Origin of the sequence: Vibrio sp. 10N.222.52.B12, from assembly GCF_002875385.1 — a bacterium.
Taxonomy (GTDB): Bacteria; Pseudomonadota; Gammaproteobacteria; order Enterobacterales; family Vibrionaceae; genus Vibrio; species Vibrio jasicida.
Map to the genome: position 1 here is coordinate 1 of NZ_MDAW01000145.1, position 20,099 is coordinate 20,099.

Here is a 20,099-nt window from a genome sequence, read left to right on the forward strand (position 1 = left end):
GCTTAAGTGAACTACATTGCGAGTTTATGCTCGGGCTTTTTGATTCTGTATGCTTCACTTCACCGTTATCGGCTTATCTTTCACACCAGCGTAAAACACCAAAATCTCTACCGGCTCATCGCCCGTATTTGCGCCAAAATGCCATTGGTCGACGACTTCCGCAATTGCATCCCCGGCTTTCAGTACGATCTTCTCGTCATCCTTTTTCGTGACTGTGATTTCCCCTTTCAGCACAATGCCAGCATTAATGACAGGATGTTGGTGCATGGGAAGCTCCACTCCCTTCGGGACGGTAATTTTCAAAATGGTGACTTCCGGTTGGCCTTTTGGATATTGTGGTAGCGTAGTGCCATCCCAACTGGTTGTTGTCTTTAGGACTACGTCAGCCTCTACTGAATCTGGCAATTGAGTATCTGCCCATACAGAGCTAAACACCAATGAAAGTGCAATCACTGCGGTTTGAATCGGTTTCAAAACCCTCTCCTTGTCTATTAATAACCTTTGCTTAAACAGTAAGAGAGATTCAGATATGAGCCTGACTTGAAGAGTAAATATGTGAGATAGAGAACGATTTTAAGTCATCCATAAAAAATGCCCACCGAATCGGCAGGCATTCTCTATTTCACAAAGTTTTAGCGCTAGATAGTGCCTTTATTGGGAAAGCTTTTTCATTTGTAAGCCCATAAAGATGAAACTGATGCCTTCAATCAGTAGCGAGATACCCACAAATGTGCCCAATAGCGTGGTTGAGAATGCAGGATCATCGAGCAACATGAAGAAATAACCACCGATAAGCACTGAAATTACGCCACTGAATACAATCACGTTGCTGCTTGGTAGGCTCCGGTTGCTCAAACCAAAGAAGATACGAGTCAAACCGTTTAAGATCATCACAATCACCATCAACATTGTAATGGTTACTAAGCCTGCTAGTGGCTTGAATAGGATAAACAAACCGCCAACAATATATAAAACGGCACTTAAGACGTACCAAAGTTTCTCTTTCCAAACGTTAATGGAAAACGTGTGGTATGCCTGAACCAGACCACTGAACAACAGAACCGCACCAACGATGGTCGAGATCGTCACGCCAGCCAAAACAGGCAAACTCATGGCACCAACGCCCATTAATGAGATAATGACGCCGACAATGACGAAGTACTTCCAGCCTTTAGACAAAAAAGTCGGTTGTTGTGATTGATTAGAATTTTCCATTGAATGCCTCTTAAATTAAACGCAAGCCGCCTTTTCAGTCTAGTCTAATAAAACCGTAGAGAGTTCACAGACTTAACAGAAATACGTGTCCCGTTTGCAGAATTGGATGTTAAACCCGTATCACATCATCGCCTATACACTATTTTTGAATAATAAGATTCACGATTGTTAGATTAAAGCAGTGCAAAACAAAGAGATGGGGAGTAGGATTGGCGGCTTTCTAACGCTTGCTGCTTGATTTTTTGTTTTGAGATTCTCACTCCCAGTTTTCAGGCCCGTTTTGAGGATGACATTTTGCTCGATCATCATATTCGCACTTTCATTTCAGAAAAGCTGAGTGCCGTCGGCATCAATAGCGATCCATACGGAATAGAGCTCACCAGTGTCTTTATTTTGTCGAGCCTCGCTGCTGCTGCGATCAGTTATTTGATTGTTCACCACCTTATCGTTCGCTCTGCCAACAATGTGTTGCAAAAAACCAATAAACCCTTGGCAGACAGCTTTACGAAATACGATGTTTTAGAAAAACTCTCACTGCTGATTCCAATTATGGTTTTGGATGTCTTTATTCCATTAGCCGTTGGTCATTATGACTGGTTAGCCAACATCTTTGACCGCATTTTAAGTATTTCGATTTTGGTCATCTTTATTTGGATGATTTTCGCCCTACTTGATGCCTTGAATGACATTGCCACCTTTAAAGGCATTACGAGAAAAATGCCGATCAAGAGCTTTGTTCAGCTTATTAAGCTCTTTACCTTCTTTGTAGGTGTTGTCGTATCGATGTCGATATTGGCCAATGAATCCCCTGTTATCTTCCTCTCTGGATTGGGGGTCGCAACAGGTTTTGTCATGCTGGTGTTTAAAGACACGATATTAGGATTTGTCGCGGGTATTCAGCTTTCTGCAAACCGCATGATCAGCTTGAATGATTGGATTCAGATGGACTCATACGGCGCCAACGGTACGGTAGAAGAGATTTCATTAACGACAGTAAAAGTACGAAACTTCGACAATACCGTTAGTATGCTGCCCGCTTACGCACTGGTTCAAAATGCATTCATTAACTGGCAAGGAATGTCCGACTCCGGCGGTCGACGCATCAAACGTGCCGTCAATATTGATGTCACCTCAATTCGATTTTTATCTGAGCAAGAAATCGAAAAGCTCAAGAACATTCGAATTCTACGTCAGTACATTTACGAAAAGTCTCGTGAGATCAATGACTACAACGATGAAATGAGCGAGGAACCTGCGTTGGGTAACCTTCGTCAAATGACCAATTTAGGAATGTTCCGTGCGTACGTGAATGCTTATTTGAAAGCGAACAAGGACATCCATCAATACATGTTAATTATGGTGAGGCAGTTAGAGCCGACACCCGAAGGGATTCCAATCCAAGTTTATGCGTTCACGAATAATACCGACTGGGCTTATTACGAAGGCGTTCAGGCGGACTTGTTTGATCACATCTACTCTATTATGCCACTCTTTGGCCTAAGGCCGTATCAAATGCTGACCAGCAATGATGCAACTCATATCACGCTGGAGCAAACGAAGAGCCGCTCAAAATAAAGACACGCTTAGGATGGTGAAGTTTCAGCTTCACCTTCCATGCTGTTCACCAGATTTTTACGGTTGTAGCGATGTTCACTCAATACACCCCCTTCCACCTTGTAACGCAATCCATACTTTCCTATACACCCTCGCAGTCTCGAGCGAGTCAAATCCGACAGATCGGATGCCGTACTCGCCTTATCAACAAGCTGAACCCAATACGTTTCCATTTTATCTTTCATTATGATTTCCCGACCAACATCTTAACTAGCGTTAGCGAGAATTCTTGCAAATACTTCCTGTGGTCTGGATAGCATACGACAGAACTTTTCTAACGGAATGCCTACGAGAATCGCAAAATTATTGTGTGAAAAATCATTAATACGTTGAAAATAAAGGTTTCTGTCTGATTTTTCCTACGATAAACAGAATGATTAAATTCTATAAAAATTGATAAGTTATCGGTAATAAATACGCTTCTGTAAGTAAAAATGAGGCGCCAAACCTCTGAAAAACCCTCTTAAACCAGAGCAAGTGTTAACTGTTAATCCGCATCGATTGCTCTAATTACCAACAGTCTCTTCGTCCTTCACACCGATGTGCATGAGTCATTCGACCACATGTTTTCGCAACAGGGACAAGTACCTCAACGTCGTCATTGTGATCATCCCCCTTGTTTAGTGAACAGTCATCGCTCAAATATGCAGGTCTAATTTGAAGATTTTGACTATTACTTTCATTACAAAAGTTACGTCAGATTAGACATGCTTTTTGCCACATTTTCTGCTCCCGTCTGTATTTCATCAATGACTGAGGAGACTAGTAACAGTTGCTCATCAGTCTCAATAGAAGATTGACGAATAGACTGCATCGATGCTGAGATCTGACTGGTAAGTGCAAGATTGTCCGAAACCACTTTACTTATTTCATTTGTCGAGCTCGATGTTTTCGACGCAAGAACACGAACTTCATCTGCAACTACGGCAAAACCGCGACCATGCTCCCCAGCCCTCGCGGCCTCGATTGCTGCATTTAAAGCAAGCAAATTGGTTTGGTCTGCGATACTGCCGATGACTTGGACTATATTCTCTATACTTACGGAAAGCTCATTAAGCGTATCAATCAAAGCAACAGAACTTGCCACTTGTTCCACAACCGCAGATGATTGCTTTTGAGCTTGATGGATTGAATTTTTACCATCCGTTGCAACTTGTTCTGTCTCAACAGATGTACTACAAGCAATCGACAATGCATCTTTTGACTCTTGTTCTCTCATCACTTCTGAGGTGATATTCGTAGCAAACTTAACAACCTTATACATCTCATTTTTCTCATTAAAAATTGGGTTGTAAGATGCTTGAATCCAAACCTTCTCTCCGGTAGATGACTTTCTCAAAAACCGACCGCTAAAGGCTCTTCCATTTTGTAAGTCTTTCCAAAAATCTGGGTTTTCTTTGTAAAACTCATCAAAGCAAAACATTTGATGATGTTTCAAAATCACCTGCTCTCTCGAATAGCCCAAAGTGTCTAGAAATGCCTTATTGGCATCTAGCACCTCCCCGGAGGGACTAAAGGCGATCACTGCAAATGTTTTATCTAATGCTGTTAAGAGATCTTGGTTATTCATACTAGTTGTATGCGCTTTGGTAATGTCCGAAGCGATTTTGGCAACTCTATCAACACGACCTTGAGAAATAATAGGAAAGTATGTGGCCTCAATAAATACCTCATTTCCTCCTCTGTCTCTTCGAGAGAACACACCGCTTTTTTCTTTTCCAGCTCTTAAGTCATCCCAAAAATTTGAGTAAATTTGTGATGAAACTAATTCTTGAGAACAAAACACTGAGTGATGCTTACCGAGCACCTCTGTTCTTTCATATCCCATGCAAGATAGGAAAGAGTCACTAACCTCTAAAACATGGCCTTGAAGATCAAATTCAATGACGGCAGTCGATGAATACAACGACCTGACAAAGTCCATATTCACATCGACAATATTTATTTCTTCTTTCTTTTTAAAAAACATAGGAGATCGCTCGCTCAATGTGGTTGTAATGGTGAGTTAAAGAAGCTGTCATCACCACCGGAAGGGATCATTCATCCTATAACGGAATATAATCACATCCCTGTTCGATAACTCTTGCCACTTTATTGAACTTAATCTCTGTGCAGAATCAGACTGAGCGCAGAAAAGCGTCAGTTAATTCTTACCTTGTTGGTTATTTGATTTATTTTCCAAATTTATTTTTTAGCGTTAAAAACCATTTCCCAGATCTTTCAATAAATATCTAACTTAAAATATCATGCTAATTTTATATGCAACAAATGTATAAAAAATTAAAGCATATTAAATGAATGTGCTCAAATGGCACTACCGAGTTAATTGAACATTGCTAACAGACTAAAGTTTAATAAAATTTGTAATGTAACCTGGCTTGGGTTGGTTCAATTTACCGCCTACAAATTCAAGCAAATTTTCCACAATTAGGTGTAGGTTTTTTCCCAAATATCACCAGATGTTCTTTTTTTGTGTTTTTTGAGATCCAGAGTCTATTCATTAAGTTGATTATAATTCACCATCACAAAAGTAAGGGTTTATTTTTGCTGCTTTTAAGTTTTGAGATACATAGATAAGTTAACTCGACCTTATTAAGCAAACGATAACCCTTTCCACAAATAGTCGTAGTTAATATAAATGAGATGAATATGAACTTAATTTTTCGCAGCTTAGTGGTCGCTACGGGGGTAATTTACATACCAATGCTTCACGCTGAACCATCAACCGCTTCCCCCAGCTCTTCTGTACAAGATTCTACCGATACAACACTCTTGGCAGCTTCGAACCAAAATTTAACCCAGTTGCCGCCTTTTCAAAACGGACACTTTTATTTAGGTGGACGTCTTGGCTGGGCTGCTTATGATGGCGCATGTGGCACTTCTGCTTTAGATTGCACCGATGATACTTTGGGCTATGGATTATACGGGGGCTATCAATTCAATTCTTGGTTTGCTCTTGAAGGTGGTGCAACATCTTATGGTTCACCAGATGCTCGTTATTCCATAGGCGATGTCTCTGCAGACGTTTATGGCGGAGAAATTGCAGTCAAGCTAGATTATCCTCTAACCGAACGTATAAATGTGTTTACCCGATTAGGGGGTGCATACCAATATATCGAGAAAGAAATCTCTACAATTCAGGGAGATTCAAGTAGTCACGACTGGAACGTACTCTCTTCATTAGGGGTTAGCTATCAACTTTCCCAAAACTGGTCGGTACGAGGCGAATATCAATTCATTGATGGAATTGGAGATAGCAACGTGGGACAAGCAGACTCCCACTTCACGTCTATTGGATTAACGTATCACTTCAATCAGCAGGCACCCATCATTGAGCCTAAACCAATTGAACCAGCGATTCGTTATGTAACTATTGAGAAACCGCTCTCTCTCAGTGCACAAACGTTATTTGCGTTTGACTCTACTACTGTTGTCACGAATCAGTCGCTAGATTTACTCGTAGAACAACTCACGTCCTATCCTGAAGATAAAGTACAAATCCTAGGTTATACCGATAATTCCGGCTCTGAAGCTTACAACCAACGCTTATCAGAGCAACGCGCTAAAGCAGTTGCTGCCTATCTAACAGAAAAAGGCATTGATGCATCTCGCTTAACCGTCGTCGGTAAAGGTGAAGCAAATCCCGTTGCTTCAAATGATACGCAACAAGGGCGAGTTCAAAACCGTCGTGTTGAAATACGATTCGACACAACAATTAATCAAACTCTAGAAGCTACTGACAAGCCAAATAAGACGAACTAAGAGGTAACAAAATGAAGAAGTTATGGCTATTTGGCCTTTCATTGTGCAGCATCCTTTTAGCAGGATGTAACAATGGAGATGAAGGGCTGGTCGATGTACCAGACGGGGGAATTCATCAAGCAGTTTCCATCGTTGTCACTCCTAAAAATGCTCAGTTCCCTGTTGGGCTACCACTTCAATTCGAGGCAATTGCTACGTTAGATGATGGTACAACTGTCGATGTAACGTCCAACCCTTCACTAAGTTGGTCCTCTTCCAATAACGACATTGCAACTATCGACAATCAAGGTTTATTAACCAGTGTTTCAACTGGACAAGTAACTATTACTGCAAAAGGCATCAACAAAGATGGCTCTATCGTTGAGGATACCTCAAATGTAACTGTCACAAATGCTGCGGTCACCGAGCTTCTCGTGACACCAAAAACTGCTTCTGTTGCGAAGGGATTAAGCCAAGCATTTAGAGCCGAAGCCATTATGTCTGACGGGCAAGTCATTGATGTTACCAAAAACCCCGAATTAACTTGGAGTAGCAGCGATACAGCAGTTGCCTCAATTAATGATGATGGTACCAACAAAGGACAAGCTTTGGGTTTAACTGCGGGTACGTCTGAGATTAAAGCGCAAGGCATGGTAGGTGACAAAGAGTTTTCCGACACAGCAGTATTGACAGTGAATGAAGCCACAATTCAAAGCTTCAATGTCTCCCCTGACGCAACTTCCATACCTGTAGGTTTAGATACAGTATTAAAAGCAGAAGTCACTCTGACAGATGGCTCAGTAAAGGACGTAACGCAAGAAGCAGATTGGACAACAACAGATCCTACAGTGCTCGACGTTAATAATACAGAGGGCAACAAGGGTTCTATCCACGCTAAAAAAACGAACACGTCGCCAGTAGATGTCATAGCCTCAATTACCGTAGCTGGGAAAGAGTATACCGACAGCACGGCTATCACAGTCACTACTGCGACAGTAACTGCCCTTTCAGTAACACCAGAAACAGCCACCCTACCGGAAGGCTTAACACAAGAGTTCATTGCCCAAGCCGAATTATCTGACGGAACATCTCTCGATGTAACAAAGAACACAGCTGTTAGTTGGACAACCAGTGATAGTTCTATTGCGACGGTTGATAAAGGGATAGTGACTTCGGTAGCAGAAGGTAATGTAACAGTAACAGCCGTTGGTGTGGTTGGAGAACAGAGATTCTCAGACAGTGCCACATTGACTGTCACACCGACGGTCGTAATGAACATTATTATTTCACCGCAATCAGTAAACACTCCTGTTGGGTTAACCAAGCAATTTACCGCAACTGCAGTCTTCTCTGACGACAGTGAATTGGATGTTACAAACAATGCCGCAATTAGCTGGACTACAGGTGAAGCAACTATCGCAACAGTAAGCAATGATGCGGATGGCAAAGGAATAGTAAAAGGTGAATCCGTAGGCAAAACAACGATAACTGCCACCGGAGTATTAGGTAGTCAATCCCTACAAGCAACGGCAGATTTAGAAGTTACTAAGGCTGTCATTACTGATTTCCAAGTGACACCTGCAATCAGCGCTTCGGCACTTGGATTGCCTACTTCTTTTATCGCAACCGCAACGCTTTCCGATTCGACATCACTCGATGTAACGAATAACCCAGAAGTAAGTTGGAGCTCTAGCAACACTGGGGTAGCAACAGTAACAAACGGAGAAGTTGACGGAAATGGTGTTGCTACCGGCATTACCGTCGGTGTAACCAACATCACAGCATCAGCAACCGTTAACGGAGAGAACTGGCAATCATCAGGAGAACTAACCATTAACAATGCGACTATTGTTGGTATTTCTATAGACACGACAGATAACGAAGTCGCTGTTGGAAAAACATTAGCAATGAAGGCTATTGGCGAACTATCTGATGGCAACACTACTGATTTAACTGCAGATGACCGTTCAACTTGGGTGATAGAGGACACCTCATTAGCTTCTGTCTCTAACGCGGCTGAGGATAAAGGCACGGTTACTGGGATTAAGCTAGGCAGCACCAATATTACCGTATCTGGAGAATTTGATGGTTTAACTCTGGATGCAACAACTGCATTGGATGTTGTTGGCCCATATCGTCGTCCATTATTAGCAGATGAAACCGTATATGAGGAAGATACAAAAGAAGAGATCGTCTATGTCGACAGCACAGGTACAACTCAAATGCCAGGACCTGGCCCTGATATTTATGGTTATGCTGCAGTAGACATTGATGTAGCCATTGCTGAGTGTCAACTGAGAGGTGAGGAATTGGCATCAAATCCAACATCACTAGCTGCCTACTTGAATGAAGGCAATGATGAAACGTCAACTTGGCCACTCAACTTCCGTTATTTCTGGACGACAAAAATGAGCACTGGTGAGGTCGAATCTTGGTTTGAATACCGCGACTCTGTGTTCTTTAACGATGATACAGCGAAATTCGAGATTTCAGGACAAGACCCAGCAGCAAAAGCATTTGTTATCTGTGAACACAAATAGTGCTTAACACTTAAGCTATAAAAAGGATGGCTGTAAACGACCATCCTTTTTTAATTGGCTCAACCGCTATTTAATTCATTATTGAAAAATCGCGTTCATCCACATCGATTATTCGAACCTCCAACTTTTCGCCACACACCCCATATGCCTCCAGCACCCGGTTCGTTACCGACTGTCCACCACTGGTTTTCCCATTCACTCCCTTTCCACGAGACACGCTCACAAGGAGAAGCGTAAGTTTTGCTCGACTCCCATTGAACACCGTTGGGGGTGATAGGTTTTGCTTTTTGCACCACTCTCACTTCAGTGGAATCAGAAGTTACGCCATCATTGACCGTTAATAAGAAGCGGTAAGTAATGTCGGCCGCATGTTCATCAAAGCCTACATTCGTCTTCGAGGCGGAAGGTGATGCAATAATAGCAAGAGGGCTTGAAGGAGCGAGTTGCTGCCATTGATACATCAATTGGTCGCCATCCGGATCGCTGGAAGCATCCCCAGTTAGACTTATCGTCCCAGCACCTGTCAGTTCGTATTGGTTGCTGGTTGCGACAGCGACCGGAGGTTGGTTTACGTCTGTACTGTCTTCACTCTTGATGTACAACAAACGATTTGGAGAACCGTCGCCCACGTTGTACAGAGCATTTGCCGTGCTATTTTCTATCAGCAAGCGTTTTAGCTCACTCGGCGATGCTTTAGGATTCACTTCTAGCAATCGTGCAACTTGACCAGCTACATGTGGTGCTGCCATTGAGGTACCGGACATTGATTGATAACCACCATGGTTGCGGGCGGAAATAATGTTTGCTCCTGGAGCAAACAACGTGACACACTCCCCCCAGTTAGAGCTATACCAACGGTAATCGTCGTTGGTGGATGCCCCAACTGTTATTGAGTATTCAGAGTGAGGTGTTTTGGTACAGGCATCGGTGTTATTGTTCGCCGCCGCGTGTACAAATGGCAGGTTGTATTCAGTAATAAGCCTATCAACCGCTTGGTCGAGTGGAGCCCAACGAGTACTTCGAGAAATACTGTAGTTGATGACAGCTGGCTGACCTTGTTGCTTAGCATGTTCAATGACCCAATCAAAAGAGTTAAGGATCTGGCTTCCCCAACCTTTGTTCTCACAATTCAAGACTCTCACAGAATAAATATCCGCTCCCGGTGCGATACCATATTGACGCCCAGCGGCTGTGCCCGCAACGTGAGTGCCGTGGCCATGACAATCAGAAGCATCGCTGTCGTTATCAACAAAGTCCCAACCAGATTGAGCACGCCCCCCAAAATCCGGATGAGAAAAATCGATACCTGAGTCGATAACATAGATTGATACGCCTTTTCCGGTGTATGGCCCTACTTCGTATTCTCCATCCAAAGGCAGCTCACGTTGGTCAGAACGATCCAATCCCCAAGAAGCGACTCGTTGTGAATTCTGGCCATGTACACCGTCCGCGCTAAAGATAACGTCTGGATAAACACCTCTAACCTCCGTCATCTCTTTTAGCTTCTCGGCTTGACCTGTCGATAGTTTTACAGAGAAGCTATTGAGGTTTTGGTAGATACTATCAGCCAAGGGGGCATGAGTTCGGGACGAACGTGTGTGAACCGATTCAGGCACGTTCGCCAAACGTTGCAATACTTGATTTGCTTTTTCTTTGACAGAATTAACCTGTGTACTTCGCGTCATTTTCTTTGGTGAGCTCGCATCATCTAGGAGGACGATGTAAGTTTCACTTTGAGATGCATTGGCTGGTAAATGCAGCGCAACCGGCAAGGCGCAAAGAAATAATCTCTTGTAATTATCCATGTTTTCACCCTTATGAGATTCCATGAAAAACGTAATTTGTGGCTAGTATTTCTAATTTAGGTTTCTTGCAACATTGCATTTAAGAACACTGATTGTTCGAAGTATTAACTTGTCGCCAAACACCCCATGTTCCATCCGAGCCCGGCTCCGTACCTTGAGTCCACCACTGGTTTTCCCATTCATTCTCTTTCCAAGAAACGCGTTCACAAGGCGTTGCGTATGTTTTACCTGCGTCCCATTTTGGACTTGATTGAGTCGCTTCCGCTTTCTGCGTAATCACTGCTTCTGCAGAGTCCGAAAGCTCACCATCGCTGACGGTTAAGATAAATCGATAAGTGACTTCACTCGTACTGCCAGCAAACCGCACTTGGGTGTTTGCTTCTTTAGGAGATTCAATAACTGCGAGGGGAGATTTAGGAGAAGTCTGCTGCCATTGATACACTAAACCGTCACCATCAGGATCATTAGACTTTTCACCGATTAACATCACGGTTCCCGATCCTGTCAATTCACCTTGCGAGCGAGAAACAATAGCGTTAGGCGCTTGGTTTTCCTCACCTTTTGACTCCACCAACATCACCTTTTCTTCCGTATTCGGTGCAAACGAGCCGCTATCCACCGGTGATGCCCATTGCCCAACGGTATTACTAAGGTACAGTCTGTAATCTTTGGCCGTACCATTTACGTTGCCGTCTTGTCGCGGTAGATATTCAACTCGGGATAACGCGACACTTTGACCTAAGTCGATGATGATTTCGTGTGGAGCTTTACCCACAGGAGATTGACTCCAACGTGAATGCCAAAACGTATCAGGATCACCATCAATAGCATTGCTTGCCGGACGTGGATATTGAGTTTCTTGACTAGAAACCGAGACAATTCTCATGTTATCCGGAGACACAGTACTGCCAGTTTGGTCAACAAAAGTCAGTTCTGCCGCAGAAGCAAAGTCTTGTCCTTTAATCTCTGAATCAATAACAAAGCGTGCGTAACGATAACGGTTTTGGGGCTCTGGTTGAGGATCATCAGCGACATTCAGTTGCCATTGACGTTCACTGATAAGACGGTTGCTTGGGTCACGTTTCACTTTTTCAGTCGTGTCTTTCACGACCACTTTTAGAACATGACTTCCAGAGTCGAGATTTGTCGGGTTTACCGTTATTGCAGCCTGATCACCTTCCAAAAGAACGTCTCCATTTAAGGACCATTGAATAGCTACTCTGTCAGTCGGAATAGGAGTCGATACACTGAAAACTCGTTCGCTTTCTAATGCGATGGTACTCAAAGAAGGAGAAACTGAAGCAACTGGGTTGATCGTCTCATACATTTTAAGGATCAAGGCTTCGCTATTCACTGAGCCAAATTCAAGGTTTGTTCCTAAAGCACGCATCAAGGAGTTTTTGATCGGACGATATTTTCCAGTCGCACAGTATTGCGCGCCTTCGAACAGACCAACCTCATGATCATGTGCCATCCAATGCGACCATTTCACATTGCTTGTTTGCATCGTGACATTTTTTGCAGAGGGTTCACCGTTCAGATTACAGTTACCATAACTGTATTCGTCCGCAAGCTTACCGAAGGTATGACCCACTTCATGTAAGGCAAGTCCAACCGCACTGCTGTGGGTCGACATGGTTGCGACATTTCCGTAACCTACTCCACCGTATTTTTCTGTATTGGAGACAACAAGGAAAATCTCGGTCGCGGATTCCGGCAGGACAACTTTAGCTTCATTCAACGAAACAAAACGATCTTTGAGTAGCAACAATCGGCTTGAACTGTCAGGGAAATAGCTTTTGAACGCGCTGCCGTCGAGTGGAGAACCAATACCGATACCTGATTGCTGGCTAGCTTTTTCGATTAACCAAACGTTAAAATAGTCTCGGTAATCGCTGTAAGGTGATTTAGCAAAAAAACCATCGGTAATCAGTTTTGCATCGCTTCGGAATTTTTCTTTCTCTCCAGCGGTATACCCGTCTCCTAACAAAACTAAATCGATTTTTTCATTTGGAGACCCATTATCAATAAATTTATAGGCAGACGTGGAAACACTGCTTGTTCGAAGGGAAGCCAAACGCTTTGGCTGGACCATGAGCAGTTCAATAACTTCGCCAGCCTCATTTAAACTGTAGAAGCGAACAGAACTTCCTCTCTCTAACGTCGCTTGCTGAGCATGATCTAAACTCACCATTCCCTGCTCAAACCACTTTTCATGGGCCGCGACAAATTCACCCGTTTGCTCTTCAAATTCTTCAAACTGCAAGTATAAAGGGCTTTCAATATGCAGTAGCCCAACACGCTGATGAGCATCATTAAGGACTTCGATCGCGATGAGCGCGGGTGTATCTAACCCCAGTTCTTCTGCGGTATATGCCACCCTTGAGGCGTCACTCATCACTTCAATCTGGAACTCTTTTCCGATATGAACATCAGCTAGAGCGGCTTGCGGAACAGCACTGAAACACGATAGTGCTACAGCAAGTAACTTCAATTTTGGTTTAATCATATTTTTCTCCTTGTTTCCTAGCGTTTACCTGACTAACAAGTACAACGTGCCCTTGCCCAAAGGCATTGGCCTCGGCAATTGAAAAGATCATTTATTAATAATGAGAAAGACAAGTCGGGAGGCAGTTCTCCCGACAAATTAACGAAGGAAAAGCATCATGGACATGCTACGCCAGCATTCTTCCATACACTTGATGTATCCGGCTGATCACCACGCGTCCACCACTTCGCCTCATACTTAACGCCGTTGTACGTCACTTGATCACCGCCGGAGTAGGCTTTTTGAGTTGACCACGGCAGCGCTACATCGCTGATGAGCTCCCAGGCATCGCTGTTATCAGGCTGATTGTTCTGGCTCCAGTACTTTGCCTTCCAAACGAGTTGCTTGTGGCTGACAAGATCACCACCCGAGTACGATTTGCTTGCTGACCATACAGCGTAGTTCGCCGCATTTGGGTCACTGATGTTGCAGGCATTGTTGTTGGCTTTGACTTTCACAATCATGCTTGAACTGGCACTTTCCCCTGCTGGATCAGAGACGACCACACGGACCGTAAATTGGCTATCCACTGTTACTTCTGGAACCGTCAGACGAATAGTGCCTACTGATACAGGCTGATAAGCTAAGCCAGCGGTATGCCATTGATATGAAAGCACATCACCATCTTGGTCCAATGCCGTTGCGGTAATCTCAATAACTGCACCGGATTTTGCCCCCATGCTTTTCGGGAGAGACACTTGCGGCGCATGATTTTGGTTTGCTTGAGGCTGTGCACTAATCATCACCGTATCTTCAGAACTTGCTTTTCCATCGGAGACCGTGACGGAAAAAACGTACGACTCCGCTTTGTTAGACTCCGGCAAAATGACACTGGTGTTAACTTTGTCGGTCGACTGAATGGCCGCAGGTAAACCCGAGATTTGCTTCCACAGGTAAGTTAACTCATCGCCATCGGCATCCGCTGACTTCTCTGCAGATAGCGTAATGGTTGCGCCTGACAGTACAGACTGATCTTCACCAGCATGAGCAACAGGTGCGCTATTCTCCGTTGGAGTTGAGTCGGTTAAGGAATCAGACTGTACAATAGAAACTTTGAGGTCTTGCTTTGGTTTCTCAATGTCTAGCGAACTCAACACCGTATCATCGCAGACAACTTCTGCTCTTGTCGGTGCATCCGATTGCTTGAGGTTGATGTGGAACTTGTTCATCACGTTATCGTCATAACGGAATCCAACCAATTGGTAGTTATCCGTTTGGTAGTTTCTACCGTTATACACTCTGACATAACATCCATTTGCGTTTAGGCTCTCTGCCGGAGTCGGCTGATAAACAAAGCCATACGCACCATGTAACGCCGGGAAAATATAACTATTAAGTGTCTGCTGAGGGTCGTAGTAACCGACGAGCGTAGTAACAGCGACACCGCTATCCGTAGGGACACGTGTCGGGTTATTTTCCGCTACCTGAGCTTCACTGGTTTCTTGCCAACCTTTACCGTCGCTGATGTAAAACTTGCTGTCACCACGATTCAAGTTCACCGATTGGCCATTAATATGAACTGTCACGCCATATCCAGAGTAACGTGCGACGTTCACCACTTTACCCGCGACAACATTTACAGCGCTCGGCAAGTAAATATCGCGAATCCAACGACCGTCGCCCGTTTCTACCTTTGTGATATCAAAGTCATTGATGTAACCCAACAGCGCTGAACCTGAGATGTCATCTTTGATCGTATTTAGTTGAGATTGCGAGGCGATAGATTTGGCCAGCAAGAGCGCTGGTTGTTCAAACTCTTGCATCGTTTTGGTTTCATCGTTCCATTTACTAAAACCAGTCGACGATGCCTCATCAAACGCCGCTTTCTTTTCCATAAAGGTCTGAATCTTTTCTAGTACAAACGGAGTGTGCAGAGTGTATTTGGAAATCGGTGAAGTTGGCTCACCGCCCCCCATTGCATCTCTGTTGAACTTATAGCCTTCGAAAGCTGGGATTCCTATGCCGTCGGTACAACAAACCTGATCCTGACCATTACGCTTGCTCCACATGAAGTTAGCAATAAAACGCTGTTGGAATTGATCCCAACCCCATGCAGAGTTTATGTCTGTAGATGGCCGATGCGTTGTGCCATCCGTGCCACCCGGCCAGTGCCCAAGGCCAAAGTTATGTCCGACTTCGTGACTCCATTCATTACCTAACGATGAGTCGATAGTTACCATACCGTTGCCACCACTGCCACCGTGAGCAACCACACCATTTTGATAACGCCCTACTGCGGCAATCGCTGTAATTTGATTCGCCGTATATGGATGTGCTCTCTCTGAGATCGCTGTTGAAGAGTTGATGCCATAGTTTGCTAGGTTGATGCCGTGCGACATCAGAATCTTGGTGGTATACGCACGCATATCCCCTTTGTGCCAAGTGCCCGTGCTCGGGTCTAACTCGGTTAACAAGCGACCATCTGGCAGCATCACTTCATTGAGTTTCACTGTTTCGTACGGGTTAACGATCAACTTGCTTACCGGAATTTTTTGGAAGTAGTCTCTATGTCTTTCAGGATTATCTGCGAAGTAAAAACGCCCCCTTGGATTGGTTAACATCCCTAAATCCATCGTGTTTATCAGCAATTCGTTCGGCGCACCAATATCCAAACCGGAGAGGACGCCTGATGTGCTTCCATTCAGGAGCTCTAGAGTAAGGCCGGGCTGTATCCAAGTCGCTGGCAGTGTCACTGACCACATATCTTGTGCATACGTAATGTCGAGGTTTGGACCATCGTGACTCGGAAGTTGCTCTGGTGGGTTCAGTGACAGCACACCTAATTTCTCACCTTTCGCATCGCGCCCAATCACTTTCACTTGCGTCGAGTCCAGTGCATGCTCGACAGGTTTAACAAGCAGCAAAGTATCACGCAATGCAGTGAGATGCGGCCTAGGATCGCCTTTATCGTTGTGATGAGGAACCGTGATGTTTTGCGCATAAATGACCATCGCCTCAAAATCACCCTGTAAGTCATTAGTCGGCTGATTATTATTGAACGGAATCACCTGAGCGTGAGTAACGCCCGTGAATAATAATCCGCAAGCGACACTTAACCCTATACTGACCTTATTTATTTTCATACCTTTCCCTTATGTTTGTATTTCAACCACTTTGTTTATTACTTTTATTTCCCAGCAATTGTAAAAATCAACTTCATGAAATCAGATTTTTCCCGAGAAAGATCAGGTTAAAACCTTAAAATATTTCTTATTGAGCAAGCGCGAACAGAGCTTCCATTTCATGGATTTAGAAATTACTTAATTAGCTTTAGCGAATTTAAAGCTCTAGCCTGAGAATTAACACCGCTTTCAAAGTCATCAAGACAACAATGATAAAACCAAGCGCTCAGGAAAAAAGACAATAAATTTCAACACATTAAATTAGTTTAAATTATTGAAGTCATAAATTAATTAAATATTTAGCAGCATATTTCTGTAAATAAAAGTTAAATAAATAAGTTTTAAACCAACCTCTTGTTGTTGAAAAGATCAGACTTTTACTACAGCACTATTATTTTCATCCGACTGATAAATAAGAAGATTAAAAAATATCGCATAAAGTCTGCTTAATATGGAATCAGAGTCATGAAATTCATTAGCCAATAACTCATGCTTCATAACTTACTGAATCAATACCTCATTTTTAAAAACTCTATTTGAAATTCATGATGTTTCGGAAATAAAAAAGCGGAGAAGGAAAACCTTCTCCGCTTTGTTCGTTATTTATACGTTCGAGGAAAAACTAAGGTGTCACGTCTGTAAAGGTAAACGTCCCGTTATCCAATTCGCGTTTCACTTCTTGCTTTTTGTCAAAGTCAATCTTAGTCAGGTCAACTTTCTTGATTCGACTGTCGTGCATCGTAGTGTAGTACAGCGCCTTGTTACCTTGATCGATCACCGAGGTCCATTGCGTCGCACTCGGCAAATCAGGGATGTGTTCACGATATTCAGGCCCAAATTCTGTACCAATTGGAATGTCGAAGTTGTTCAAAATGTGGAATGCTTGTGACACCCCCTCTTCACCCGTTTTTGATTCTGGAGCAGTGTTTACGAAAAACGCCGCACGAACAAATCGCGATGGTGGCGTAATGTCCCCTGGCATACCCAAGAAGCCAGAGCCAATACCGAACGACTTCGCTTCAACACCACCAAACTTGGTTGGCGCACTAGTGCCCGGTTGCAAATGAATGTAGTTGTTTAAATTGGTCACTTGCCATGGGAACGTTGGTGAGTTCGTTAGTACACCTACTTCGTTGTCGTAGATGTGTACTTGGCCATGATCCATGATTTCAATGACGATGTTGTTACCCGCTTTGTCGGTAACACGCCAATGCCCAGTTGGTGAAGGTTGTCCTTTCTCATCGATATAAACCGGAACAATATCGATGTTTTTCATCGCTGTTTTAACTTCATCGACGGTTTTGAACTGCGACAACATCCAACGAACAAAGTCCATATCCGCAATGCTGTTTGCGCGATCTTTCGCGTCGTACGCTTTTAATGAACCGTAACCTTTGAAGTAAAACAAACCGGCAGTCAGTCCCTCTTCATTGATGCCTTCACCAATGAAGCGATCGTCACTGACGGAGATCCCAACAAAGCCATACTTACTCTTCCAATTCAAACCTTGTTTTTGGTCCGGCATAGTCGATGTAAACGTGTAATCACGGGGAGCAACAATCAACTTGCTGTTGAGATCGTTTTCGCCCCACTCAATTGTGCGAGCATGAATATGGTCATTCGCCACAGTAGAAAGAGAGATGCCAGTACAAGCACTCGCCGGAACGATAATGCTCGCAGAAAGTGCCATAGCAAGGAGGGTTTTCTTTATCATTTTTAGATCCACCAAGGAGGGGTAACATCTCGCGATTGTAGTCCTTTCTAGGCAACTTACAATCGAAAAGATATTAAAATGGTGGAATATAAACTTACTCGTGTAGACACAAAATAGCGCTCTAGCTATTAGAGCACTACTCCTTGCTTACTATAGAATCCCCAAGTTGCCTTCAATAATTACTGGGTACATAGAAATGCCTTTGCGCGGGTCTTCTTCGATAAGTTTGACCAAGTATTCTTTATCGGATTTTTGATTAAGCTTGAAAACGATAACAATTCGATGGCCCCTGAGAAACTCGTTAATATCAAACGAATCGTCATTGGCAACTTTATCTCGGCGCACCTGAAACAAATACAAAGTATCAAAAAAGGAAGCATAATACCCAGTATTAACGATATGAGTATTCGAAAGGTAATTCACGTCCATCTTATACCTGCCATGAGAGCCAATAAGCTTAACGTTTCTGTCGCCGAAGTCTCCTTCCAACAGAAATACACTGGTCAAAGCATTCAACCAAGGAATGGACAATAGAGTAATAAGTAGTGCTAGGTAGATGAGCACCTTTTTCTTTCTTCCCATTTTCACCATCCTACCAAGCGTCCGTTAAAAACAACTTCATCAAAAAGATGTTCACTTTCAGATTTTTGCATCTTACCGATCCACTTACCATCGCCTCGATCTGCAAGCTTCACGTGAGTGAGCCCTCGGAAATAACGAGATAAATCTAAACTGATCACTTTCTCAGCAAACTCGGGCTCAAGACCTTCGATGTAATTCCCATCAAGTGAAAAAAAATACATTGAACTGCCTAAAGACGCATAGATACCAGTGTGAACTCGGTACACTTGGCCATCAAAAGTATGGATGGTTTTGTAGAAGCCCGATTTGGCCGTCAATAAGATCTCATGTTCTTCATCTTGAAAGTGGGCATAACCAGAAAAATAAGTACCAAGAGAAAAGAACCATGGGAGAAAAAACGCAATGCCGATTACAACGAGTAATCTTAAGCTTAGTCTTTTTACGTTAGCCACCGATTCCTCCAAAGCAATCAAAACATTCAAATGCCTCGCGATAAACAAAGTAGAAAGTGACGATGCCAACAATTATCCCGAGTGAAACCTCCCAAAAAATCGGCTTTCTGACCAGCTTTTTTATCCCTGTATATTGAATCTCAACATGTCGAGATTCCGATTTGTCAGCCTCCTTTTTTATGTCGGCTAGATTCTCTACAACAACAGGTTCCGCTGTTACCGTTTCTTCTACTCCTTGATTGCCTGCATCTGAAGCGCCATTTTCATGCTCTATCCCAACATTTTTTGCATTGATGAATACATATCCTTCACCAGGAAGGTTATTTATCTCAAAACCCAATTCTAGACTGTCGAGTTTTTTGCGTAACTTCATAATCGCAACCGCAAGCGAGTTATCTCCAACAACTCGTCCGGGCCACCCCAATTCAATCAACGCTTGTTTATCGATGACCTCGTCATGAGAATCACAAAAAGCGAGAAGTAAATTATATTCACTTCGATTCAGTTCAAGTGGTTGATTCTCCTTTCCCGATTCACTATCGACCAAAGTAATCGTTCTTCTAACCGTATCAATAGATAGTCGTTCGTACATCTTTAACCTCGTGCAACCCCATTAGCATTAATTGTTGTATAAAAAAATATAAATTCAAATTATTCATGGCTTTATAAGAGAAATTCAACTGAATTAAATCTCTTTTAATCATCGGTAAAGCACTATTAACAGCCTTTTATTTCCAAATTTTCGCTCAATCGATTCAAATTGCTG

General features: G+C 43.3%; 14 protein-coding genes. 3 read left to right on the top strand and 11 right to left on the bottom strand.

Going from position 1 to position 20,099, the window contains the following annotated elements:
- Positions 1-54: 54 nt before the first annotated feature.
- Positions 55-474, bottom strand: a complete 420-nt coding sequence (locus BCT11_RS20815; RefSeq protein WP_102389177.1) for a cupin domain-containing protein — start codon at positions 472-474, stop codon at positions 55-57.
- A 177-nt stretch (positions 475-651) separates the two neighbouring features.
- Positions 652-1,215 (bottom strand): DUF308 domain-containing protein, encoded by a 564-nt coding sequence (locus BCT11_RS20820; RefSeq protein ID WP_038871184.1) that lies wholly within the window; start codon positions 1,213-1,215, stop codon positions 652-654.
- Positions 1,216-1,509: 294 nt separating this feature from the next.
- Here BCT11_RS20820 and BCT11_RS20825 point away from each other — a divergent pair, with 294 nt between their 5' ends.
- A complete protein-coding gene (locus tag BCT11_RS20825; RefSeq protein WP_038874929.1) occupies positions 1,510-2,790 on the top strand; it encodes a mechanosensitive ion channel family protein in 1,281 nt (426 codons plus the stop codon).
- 8 nt (positions 2,791-2,798) lie between these two features.
- Here BCT11_RS20825 and BCT11_RS20830 read toward each other — a convergent pair whose 3' ends face one another.
- Both BCT11_RS20830 and BCT11_RS28540 read right to left on the bottom strand, forming a co-directional pair.
- On the bottom strand, positions 2,799-3,014 hold the full coding sequence (locus BCT11_RS20830; protein ID WP_227740561.1) for a hypothetical protein: 216 nt from the start codon (positions 3,012-3,014) through the stop codon (positions 2,799-2,801).
- A 506-nt stretch (positions 3,015-3,520) separates the two neighbouring features.
- Positions 3,521-4,798: a PAS domain-containing methyl-accepting chemotaxis protein gene (locus BCT11_RS28540; protein WP_277869661.1), complete on the bottom strand. Its 1,278-nt coding sequence runs from the start codon at positions 4,796-4,798 to the stop codon at positions 3,521-3,523.
- Between the two features lie 680 nt (positions 4,799-5,478).
- Here BCT11_RS28540 and BCT11_RS20840 point away from each other — a divergent pair.
- The gene (locus BCT11_RS20840) at positions 5,479-6,591 is read left to right on the top strand and encodes an OmpA family protein (protein ID WP_102389178.1); all 1,113 of its coding nucleotides are present in this window, start codon (positions 5,479-5,481) and stop codon (positions 6,589-6,591) included.
- Between the two features lie 11 nt (positions 6,592-6,602).
- Positions 6,603-9,110 (top strand): Ig-like domain-containing protein, encoded by a 2,508-nt coding sequence (locus BCT11_RS20845; RefSeq protein ID WP_102389179.1) that lies wholly within the window; start codon positions 6,603-6,605, stop codon positions 9,108-9,110.
- A 95-nt stretch (positions 9,111-9,205) separates the two neighbouring features.
- Here the strand turns inward: BCT11_RS20845 and BCT11_RS20850 are convergent, their stop codons facing one another.
- From BCT11_RS20850 to BCT11_RS20880, 7 genes are all read right to left on the bottom strand, one after another.
- The gene (locus BCT11_RS20850; protein WP_045423585.1) at positions 9,206-10,915 is read right to left on the bottom strand and encodes a S8 family serine peptidase; all 1,710 of its coding nucleotides are present in this window, start codon (positions 10,913-10,915) and stop codon (positions 9,206-9,208) included.
- A gap of 79 nt (positions 10,916-10,994) precedes the next feature.
- Positions 10,995-13,424 (bottom strand): M64 family metallopeptidase, encoded by a 2,430-nt coding sequence (locus BCT11_RS20855; protein WP_102389180.1) that lies wholly within the window; start codon positions 13,422-13,424, stop codon positions 10,995-10,997.
- A gap of 155 nt (positions 13,425-13,579) precedes the next feature.
- A complete protein-coding gene (locus BCT11_RS20860) occupies positions 13,580-16,546 on the bottom strand; it encodes a M66 family metalloprotease (RefSeq protein WP_102389181.1) in 2,967 nt (988 codons plus the stop codon).
- Positions 16,547-17,207: 661 nt separating this feature from the next.
- A complete protein-coding gene (locus tag BCT11_RS20865) occupies positions 17,208-18,299 on the bottom strand; it encodes a choloylglycine hydrolase family protein (protein ID WP_102389182.1) in 1,092 nt (363 codons plus the stop codon).
- 150 nt (positions 18,300-18,449) lie between these two features.
- Positions 18,450-18,881: a hypothetical protein gene (locus BCT11_RS20870; RefSeq protein ID WP_102389183.1), complete on the bottom strand. Its 432-nt coding sequence runs from the start codon at positions 18,879-18,881 to the stop codon at positions 18,450-18,452.
- Positions 18,882-18,883: 2 nt separating this feature from the next.
- Positions 18,884-19,333 (bottom strand): hypothetical protein, encoded by a 450-nt coding sequence (locus BCT11_RS20875; RefSeq protein ID WP_042600709.1) that lies wholly within the window; start codon positions 19,331-19,333, stop codon positions 18,884-18,886.
- Positions 19,326-19,925, bottom strand: a complete 600-nt coding sequence (locus BCT11_RS20880) for a winged helix-turn-helix domain-containing protein (RefSeq protein WP_042605201.1) — start codon at positions 19,923-19,925, stop codon at positions 19,326-19,328. The genes BCT11_RS20875 and BCT11_RS20880 overlap by 8 nt, the downstream gene beginning before the upstream one ends.
- Positions 19,926-20,099: the final 174 nt, after the last annotated feature.